5 protein-coding genes are annotated in these 9,571 nt (G+C 43.0%); all 5 read left to right on the forward strand.

Annotation, left to right across the window (positions count from 1 at the left end; all coding sequences use genetic code 11):
- Nucleotides 1-27: 27 nt before the first annotated feature.
- The 5 genes from ACW6PM_RS13025 to radA all read left to right on the forward strand — a co-directional run bounded on the left by ACW6PM_RS13025 (nucleotide 28) and on the right by radA (nucleotide 8,929).
- On the forward strand, nucleotides 28-2,391 hold the full coding sequence (locus ACW6PM_RS13025) for a dockerin type I domain-containing protein (protein ID WP_456057418.1): 2,364 nt from the start codon (nucleotides 28-30) through the stop codon (nucleotides 2,389-2,391).
- A gap of 16 nt (nucleotides 2,392-2,407) precedes the next feature.
- On the forward strand, nucleotides 2,408-4,549 hold the full coding sequence (locus tag ACW6PM_RS13030; RefSeq protein ID WP_456057419.1) for a cadherin-like beta sandwich domain-containing protein: 2,142 nt from the start codon (nucleotides 2,408-2,410) through the stop codon (nucleotides 4,547-4,549).
- Nucleotides 4,550-4,556: 7 nt separating this feature from the next.
- Nucleotides 4,557-7,013 carry an ATP-dependent Clp protease ATP-binding subunit gene (locus ACW6PM_RS13035; RefSeq protein WP_456057420.1) on the forward strand — a complete coding sequence of 819 codons (2,457 nt, stop codon included), beginning with the start codon at nucleotides 4,557-4,559 and terminating at the stop codon, nucleotides 7,011-7,013.
- Nucleotides 7,014-7,061: 48 nt separating this feature from the next.
- The gene (locus tag ACW6PM_RS13040; RefSeq protein ID WP_012743134.1) at nucleotides 7,062-7,475 is read left to right on the forward strand and encodes a hypothetical protein; all 414 of its coding nucleotides are present in this window, start codon (nucleotides 7,062-7,064) and stop codon (nucleotides 7,473-7,475) included.
- Nucleotides 7,476-7,558: 83 nt separating this feature from the next.
- A complete protein-coding gene (gene radA / locus ACW6PM_RS13045) occupies nucleotides 7,559-8,929 on the forward strand; it encodes a DNA repair protein RadA (RefSeq protein ID WP_456057421.1) in 1,371 nt (456 codons plus the stop codon).
- Nucleotides 8,930-9,571: the final 642 nt, after the last annotated feature.

The raw sequence follows: 9,571 nt of genomic DNA on the forward strand, positions 1-9,571 counted from the left end.
CAATGCACATAAGAAAGATGGGATTTGATGATAAAGATAAATAAATTTCTGGCAGCCTCTGTCGTTACATTGTCATTGGCCGCATGTGATCTGGCGCCATACAGCAGCATAGCAGTCTATGCGGACCAGGCGGCGAAGGTTGTATGTGATGAGAGATACTGGGTAGCGGCGAGAAGCGGACCGGGAACAGAATATGAGCTGGAGCACAAGCTGTCAAACGGCAAGGATATCACTATTCTTGAGCAGACCACAGGCTCAGACGGCAAGGTGTGGTACAAGGCAAAGTACAATCTGGCAGCAAATAACGAGGAGTGTGTCAGCTATATCAGGTCTGATTTTGTATCAGCAGGTACCGGCACAGCTGCATCAGACAATGCAGTGACAGGGGATATTTCGGCAGATACCGGCAATGCGGATGCCATACAGCAGAATAATGAGGAGCAGCTTGCTCTTGCAACCGCATCGGGAGCATATGCAACAGGTACGATTACCGGCGGCAATGTGTATGTCCGCAATGCAGCAGGCACATCCGGCACTACCAAGGTAGTCTCACTCAACTGGAATCATCAGGTTGACATAATAGGAGAGACAAAGGTAAACGGTGTGGTCTGGTACAATGTCAAGGGTACGTTAAACGGCAAGGCATTTACGGGCTGGACTATCAGCACATACATAAAGGTGACATACAATAATAGCGGAGACAATACTGATTTTGTCACGGCTATGAAGAATGCCGGCTTCCCTGACAGTTATATCCCAAACCTCACGGCTCTTCACAATAAATTTCCAAACTGGACCTTTGAGGCTGTAAATACAGGACTGAATTGGGATACGGTGATTGAAAATGAGAGCGTAAACGGACTTAATCTGGTATCTAAATCAGCAGACAATGCCAAGAAATCCACAGCTGCCGGAGCATATAACTGGTCAACAAATACGTGGGTTGAGTATGAGCCGGGCTGGGTGTCAGCAAGCAGTGCTTATATTGCTTATCTCATGGATCCAAGGAATTTCCTTGATGAGACCAATATTTTCCAGTTTCAGAGCCTTGCATACAGCCCAAACGAGGCACTTGCAGGTGTTCAGTCTATAATAAAAGGCACATTTATGGAGGGCACAAAGACCTATTCCAACAATGGTGAGAAAATCAATTATGCAAGCACCTTCATGGATGTGGCAAAGAGCAGTGGAGTAAGTGCATACCATATAGCATCGCGTATAAAGCAGGAGCAGGGACAAAAGGGAACGAGCCCTCTTATTTCGGGTACATATTCCGGATACGAAGGCTACTATAATTATTTCAATTTTAAGGCAACAGGAAGCACAAAGGACCAGATTTACAAAAATGGTCTGTCTTTCGCAAAGCAACAGGGCTGGAATACAAGAGCAAAGTCCATAAGCGGCGGAGCAGTAAAGGTGGGCAGCAACTATATCAATAAAGGCCAGAATACACTGTATTTTGAGAAGTTTAATGTAGTAAATACAAGCTCACTGTATTTCCATCAGTATATGGGCAATGTCACAGCTGCACTTACTGAGGGACAGAGCCTGGCCAAAGGATATTCAGACAAGAATCAGGCCTTTGTATTCAAAATACCTGTATACAATAATATGCCATCATCAGCAGTAGGCTTTAATAAAGCCGGTGATACCAATAACTATCTGCAGTCGCTTGCAATAAGCGGAGTAGCACTCACACCGGCCTTCAATGGAGCGACCACAAGCTATTCTGCTGTTGTTTCAAATGCAATAAGCTCAGTGACTGTTTCTGCAGATGCGGTATCGGGTAACAGTGGCGTTTCTGGCACAGGAAGCTATTCACTTGCTGTCGGAAATAATACAATCAAGGTAAATTGCAAGTCGCAAAGCGGTGATACAAGAACATACACTATCAATATTAACAGGCAGGCGGCACCGGCAGATAATAATAATTCCGGTGGCAATAATAACCAGAATAATACAGATGTAAATATTACATCAGGTAAATACAGTATAGGCACTTACATTACAGGCATTGAGCCTGGAACCGGTGCAGCTGATTTTGTGAAGAATATAGCAGTATCAGCATCAGGAACTGTAAAGCTTCTGACAAGCTCGGGCTCAGAAAACAGCGGAAAAGTTGCAACAGGCAATAAAGTGGCTGTTTATGACGCATCAGGCAATCTGAAAAAGACATATGATATTGTTGTATATGGAGATATCAATGGTGACGGTGCTGTAAATGCACTTGATATGATTAAGCTCAACAGACATATTTTAGGAAAGGGAACACTCACCGGTTCTTATCTGGAGGCAGCTGATGCTAACAGAAAGGGCGATGGTGGAAATGCCCTTGATATGATAATCATGAACAGACACATACTGGGCAAATCAAAGATATCGCAGAATTAGAAATGTGAGGAAAAATATGAAGAAATTATTTGGATGTATATTATCACTTGTTATGGCGGTGATGCTTGTTTTCGCACCTACCGAGCATGTATATGCGCAGGGACTTGGATTAAGTGTCAGCTCAAGCTCTGTAGCTGTTGGAAAAACAGTCAAGGTGACGGTTTCTATGCCGTCAGGATACTTTGGTACAGTAGTTATCTCAAGCTCTGACGAGGGAGTGCTGAGTAACGGAGGCGATGGTGTGGCAAATATTGGTGACGCTGCCGGATATCCTACATCGCAGTCATTTTCATTTACGGCGAAGGGCGCAGGAAGCTGTACTATAAAGGCGTATTGTACAGTAGTAGGAGATGCAGAGGGTAACGATGCCGGAGGTACAATTACAGGTGCCAGCACGAATGTGACCGTAACAAGTGCTTCATCAAACAACGATTCAAACAGCAACAAGGATAACAAGGACAATTCGGGCAGCAATACAGGAAATGACAGCGATGCAAATAAAGATAATGAAAACAAAGAGGAAAAGAAATCCTCAAACGCATCTCTTGGCTCACTTGTTATCTCAGCAGGTACACTTTCACCTGAGTTTTCTGCTGCGACAAAGGATTACACAGCTACAGTAGATTACAGCTGTTCAAGCCTTGCGGTTACAGCAAATCCGGCTGATTCCAAGGCGAGTGTGACATCTGTCACAGGCAATGATTCGCTTGAGGTTGGAGAGAATACCGTAAGCGTTGTTGTGACAGCAGAGGACGGCAGCACGAGCACATACAATATAGTAGTTACCAGAAGAGCCGAGGATGATCCGGAGAATGCGGATAAGCAGGATAACTGGAAGAAGTTCAATATAAATGGCACAGAGTGGACTATGGTAAATGACATTCCTGAGGATGTTGTTCCTGAAGGCTTTGAGCACTCGAAGACAGTGATTGACGGCCTTGAATACAATACCCTTCACGGTACCTTTGGTGATATCACACTTGTGTATTTACAGTCAGAAAGCGGCAATGGGCTTTTTGTATATGATGCTGCCCAGAATGCAGCGTATGAGTATGTCCGTATCAATTCCGAGTCGCATTTTATAGTGATTTTACTGCCTAAGGTGGATGATGTGCCTGAAGGATATAATGAGGTCTCGCTCTCCATAGAGGGCAAGGGTGTGGCAACTGCCTACCAGACCAAAGCCGAAAAAAAAGATGATAAGACAAAGGATTTTTACCTTGTATACGCCATAAATGACAATGGTGAGAGTGGCTGGTATACATATGATAGCGTAGATGGCACATATATGAGGACCGAGCTCAGTACACCTACCGTGGCGCAGGAAGAAAATGATGCGGTAAAGAGTGAGCTTGTTCCGGGAATTGCCAATAAATATCTCGTTTTAGCCGCAATACTTATTCTTGTTATCATTATTCTGGCATTACTTCTTCTTGTGGTTGTTGTGAAAAATAAGAAGCGCACAGCAAATGATGAAGATGATGATGAAGACGATGAAGAAGACGATACCAAAGAGCTTGATATAGAGGATAATGATATAGAAGACAATGTTATAGAAGATGACACTATAGCGGAGGATAATGAAGAAAATAGTGATGAAGAGAATGATATAGAAGCTAATGATGATGCTCAGGAACCGGCTGAAGAGTCACAGATAGAAGAACTTCAGGAACCTGTTGAAGAGTCGCAGGTAGAAGAGCTTCAGGAATCGGCTGAAGAATCACATACAGAAGAGCTTCAGGAATCCGTTGAAGAGTCACAGACTGATGAGCTTTTAGAATCAGATGAAAATACGGAAAGCACGGAAAGTACAGAAGCAGCCGATGCATCCTATGTCGGAAGAACCGTAGAAATTACATCTGATTTAAAGAAAGCAGCTGAAAATTACAAGTCTGATTTTGCTTTAAAAGAGGATTTGAAGCAGGTAAACGTTTCTGACACAGAAAACGATGCTGATGAGGATGCTTTAAAGAATCAGCTTCAAAGGGCAATTGATGGATTTGTCAATGAGGGAAATAAGCCGTCTGAGACTGTAGCTGACGGTTCTGAGGACGACAATGAAAAATCGGCTGTCTATGATAATAATGCTATTAAAACAGATAATGTAAATGAAGATGACAGCGAAGATGACGATTTACAGTTCATCGATTTAAATTAGTGAATATATGACTGGAGGATATGACTTGAAACCATATACAAGTAAGGCTAAAAAAGCAATAGATTTGGCTGCACGTATATCAAAGAAAATGAATTACAGCTATGTTGGAACAGAGCACATACTGGCTGGCCTTATAAAAGAGGGAACCGGTGTGGCCGCAGAGGTTCTTACAGCCTGCAATGTGGAGTATGATAAGCTTATTTCGATGATTGAGGACCTGATTTCACCGGGGGATGACATCGAAGTGCTGGACAGGGACGGCTATTCACCAAGGACACAGAGAGTATTGGAGCGTGCATCTGAGGAAGCCGATAGATTTGAGTGCAACGAGATAGGTACAGAACACCTGCTCATGGCTATAGTGCTGCAGGGGGACTGTGCTGCAGCGAGACTTTTAAACACCATGGGGGTCAACAGTCAGAAGCTGTTTATAGATATACTTGGTGCGATGGGTGAGGATCCATCTGCATACAGGGATCTGATGAAAAGCTACAACACATCATATAATTCTGCCACTCCTGTATTAGATCAGTATTCCAGAGATTTGACGGATATGGCAGAGGCAGGGCTTCTTGATCCTGTTATAGGCAGGAAAAAGGAGATGGAGCGCGTTATCCAGATACTTTGCCGCCGTGGTAAAAATAATCCGTGTCTGATCGGAGAGCCGGGAGTGGGCAAGACTGCTATAGTGGAAGGACTTGCGCAGGATATAGTCAGTGGCAATGTACCTGATATTCTTTTGGGAAAGAGACTTGTTTCTCTTGATATGTCCGGACTTGTTGCCAAATCAAAGTATCGTGGTGAGTTTGAGGAGCGCATCAAGAAGGTGATAAGCGAGGTTTCAAATGCCAAAAATGTACTGCTTTTCATTGATGAGCTTCACACCATAATAGGTGCAGGAGGTGCTGAGGGTTCGTTAGATGCATCTAACATATTAAAGCCTGCGCTTGCCAGAGGAGAGGTACAGGTAATCGGTGCCACTACCATAGAAGAATACCGCAAATACGTGGAAAAGGATGCTGCGCTTGAGCGCCGTTTTCAGCCTGTTATGGTTGAGGAGCCGGGTGTTGATGAGACAATAGAGATACTCACAGGCTTAAAAGGCCTTTATGAGAAGCATCATGGTGTTAGCATCACTGATGATGGTGTGAAAGCAGCAGTAAACCTATCTGCACGATATATAAATGACAGATTCTTACCTGATAAGGCGATTGACCTCATGGACGAAGCAGCAGCCAGGATCAGACTTAAAAATCTGACATCCTCTGACGAGCTTCTTGCCCTGAAAAAAGAGATAACAGATAAGCAGAGTCTGGTGGAAGATGCTTTGTCGAAAGGAGATATCACAGGTGCAAGCGCGCTTATGTCAGAAAAGAAAGAGCTTGAAAATAAGCAGCAGAAGCTTATCAGGAAAAATCACCGCACAGGAGCAAAAAATCAGCCTGTAGTCGGTGAAAACGAGATAGCGGATGTAGTATCCGGATGGACAAAAATACCTGTAAATAAGCTTACTGAGTCAGAGGCAGGACGACTTGCAAAGCTTGAACAGATACTTCACAAGCGAGTAATAGGACAGGAGGAGGCGGTTTCTGCTGTTGCAAAGGCAGTCAGACGAGGCCGTGTTGGATTAAAGGATCCTAAGAAGCCGATTGGCTCATTTCTGTTTTTGGGACCGACAGGTGTCGGCAAGACAGAGGTGTCAAAGGCACTTGCTGAGGCTGTTTTTGGCAAGGAGGATGCCATGATCCGCGTTGATATGTCCGAATACATGGAAAAGCACAGTGTTTCCAAAATGATTGGTTCACCGCCGGGATATGTGGGTCACGAGGAGGGCGGACAGCTCTCGGAGAAGGTCAGACGCAATCCTTTTTCTGTAATTTTATTTGATGAGATTGAAAAGGCACACCCTGATGTGTTTAATATACTTTTACAGGTGCTTGATGATGGAAGAATCACCGATTCGCAGGGACGTACAGTTGATTTCAAGAATACAATAATCATCATGACATCAAATGCAGGAGCAGCTTCAATCATAGAGCCAAAACGTCTTGGCTTTGGCTCGGGTGATGATGAAAAGCAGGATCACGAGCGCATGAAGAACAGTGTCATGGAGGAGGTCCGCCGTATATTCAAGCCTGAGTTTTTGAACCGAATAGACGAGACTATTGTATTCAGGGCACTCAACAAGGATGACATGAAGCATATCGTGACACTTCTTGTTAAGGAGCTTCAGAAGCGGTGCAAGGAGCAGCTTGATATAGAACTCACAGTGCGAGATAGCGCAAAAGCCTTTATCGTTGATAAGGCCTATGACAGAAAATATGGCGCAAGACCTCTTAAACGAAAGCTTCAGGAGGAGATTGAGGACCGTATGTCAGAGGATATTATTACCGGCAAAATTAAGAGCGGCGATAAGGTAATAATTTCTACGAAAAACAAACAAATTTCATTGACTGTTGAGTAGCATTGGATTTATAATTAATATATCAAATATAGCTACGGGAGGATAAAAATGGCTGTAATAAGTGAATTAATCCGTACTGAGGAAAACGGAAAGCTCAGCTTCGGGGATTATACATTGGCTGCAAAGGCAAAGCTTGATAATTTTGAAAAGGATGGAGATATCTACAAGGTAAAGACCTTCAAAGAGATTACAAAGCTTGAGAGAAACGGACTCTTTGTTTACGAATCTGTTCCGGGAACCGCTGTAATGGATTTCGAGGAGACTGCCGATACAGTGACATTTACTGTGGAGGGACCTGAGGATGCTCAGATTACTCTTGGTCTTGAAGAGGAGACGGAGTATGAAATTGATATAGCTGGAGCTGTAGCAGGTACTATGAAGACAAATCTCGGCGGCAAGCTCAGCTTAAGTGTAGAGCTTGAGGGTGTTGATTCAGTCGATATCAAGGTATCAAGAAAATAGAGCATTATTTTAAGCCCGGTGTAAGCCGGGCTTTTTGATTTTGATCCTTTAATCATATCATTAAAGATAAGGAGTAAGAAAACATGGCAAAAGGAAAAACATCTGTATTTTTCTGCCAGGAATGTGGTTATGAATCGTCAAAGTGGATGGGACAGTGCCCGGCCTGTAAGGAATGGAATACATTTGTAGAGGAAACAGTAGATAAAAAGTCAATAAGCTCATCGGGAAAAGTGAAAAAAGAATCAAAGGAGGCACAGGTTATGCCTCTTTCGGCAGTAAAAAGTGAGAAGCAGGAGCGTATAGTGACTGGCATAGCCGAGTTTGACAGAGTGCTCGGTGGTGGAATAGTGAGGGGCTCACTTGTGCTTGTGGGAGGAGATCCGGGTATAGGAAAATCCACACTTTTGCTCCAGGTATGCAGGGAGCTTTCGCTAAAAAAAGTGCCATTACTTTATGTGTCGGGTGAGGAATCGCTGCATCAGATAAAGATGCGTGCAGACAGACTTGGAGCTTTCACGGATTCACTTGAGCTTTTATGTGAGACAAGTCTTGATGTAGCAAAGGATGTGATTCAGCGCAAAAAGCCTGAGGTTGTTGTAATTGATTCTATTCAGACCATGTACAATGAGGAGATATCATCGGCACCCGGAAGCGTTTCACAGGTCAGGGAGACAACCGGGGTGCTTATGCAGCTTGCAAAGACTCTCGGCATTTCAATTTTTATAGTTGGACATGTGACAAAGGATGGTGCGGTCGCTGGACCTAGGACATTAGAGCACATGGTTGACACAGTGCTTTATTTTGAGGGTGACAGGTATGAATCATACAGGATACTCAGAGGAGTAAAAAACAGATTTGGTTCAACCAATGAGATAGGTGTATTTGAAATGAAGGCTGAGGGACTGGTTGAGGTAGAAAACCCGTCAGAGTATATGCTTAGCGGTAAGCCCGAGGGCGCATCGGGGTCAATTGTCACATGCTCCATAGAGGGAAGCAGGCCGATACTTCTTGAGATACAGGCACTTGTCTGCCACAGCTTTTTTAATAATCCAAGGCGTACAGCAAATGGTACAGATTATAATAAGGTAAACCTGCTCATGGCGGTCCTTGAAAAAAGAGCAAACCTGTCGCTGTCAGACTGTGACGCTTATGTGAATATAGCAGGCGGCATCAGGATGAATGAGCCGGCGATAGACCTTGGGATAGTACTTGCAATTGCTTCAAGCAAAAAAGACATTATAGTGCGTGAGGATACCATATGCTTTGGTGAGGTGGGCTTAAGCGGTGAGGTTCGCGGAGTTACAATGTCCGAGCAGCGTGTGGCTGAGGCAAAGAAGCTTGGCTTTAAAAAGTGTATTGTTCCCAAAGTGTGCCTTACAGGAGTGTCACATATCGACGGGATTGAGATTGTCGGTGTAGCAAATATCAAAGAAGCGATAGAGGCTATAAGATAGTATATAAAAATATGTAACTATAATGTTATACACTGATATAATTGTGAGAATTGTACATAATAAACAGACAATTTAGAAAATTTGTGTTTTTTAAGTCCGTTTTACTACTTTAATTAATTGGAGTAAATCCGTTGACATATGCGGGTTGGGATGATATTATATCAAAGCTGACTCGCGGGACACATTGAGTTGTAGAGCCTGAGAGTTACATTTATAGACATGACTTTATAAATATTGCTTTGGAAATAAGCGATTGAAATGAGTTGTGAAAAAGTTCTTGACAAATGCAAAACATTTTGATAGAATAAACAAGCTGTCGCAAGACAGAGAACTTAGAAATGAGTTCACAAATTAAAAAATTTCTTGACAAATGCAAAGCGTTTTGATAGAATATAAAAGCTGTCGCGAGATTAGCTGACAAATAAAACTTAATTGTTTTATGAGAAGAATTAAAAAGTTCTTGACAAAAAGAACTGAATATGATAAACTAATCGAGCTGTTTACAGCACAAAAGAAAAGAACATTGATAACTGAACAGTGAGAAACCTTGAAAGATTTTGAGAATCAATCAGAACGCTTCAATGAAAATTGAAGACCTTTAAAACAGTAAATTCAGATTTATCTGAATGAACGAATTAGCCA

Source organism: Agathobacter sp. (genome assembly GCF_977054825.1).

Excerpts from the sequence above, each read along its gene's own strand:
- ACW6PM_RS13025 (WP_456057418.1), top strand. The coding sequence starts at position 28 with ATGATAAAGATAAATAAATTTCTGGCAGCCTCTGTCGTTACATTGTCA.
- ACW6PM_RS13030 (WP_456057419.1), top strand. The coding sequence starts at position 2,408 with ATGAAGAAATTATTTGGATGTATATTATCACTTGTTATGGCGGTGATG.
- ACW6PM_RS13035 (WP_456057420.1), top strand. The coding sequence starts at position 4,557 with ATGACTGGAGGATATGACTTGAAACCATATACAAGTAAGGCTAAAAAA.
- ACW6PM_RS13040 (WP_012743134.1), top strand. The coding sequence starts at position 7,062 with ATGGCTGTAATAAGTGAATTAATCCGTACTGAGGAAAACGGAAAGCTC.
- radA (WP_456057421.1), top strand. The coding sequence starts at position 7,559 with ATGGCAAAAGGAAAAACATCTGTATTTTTCTGCCAGGAATGTGGTTAT.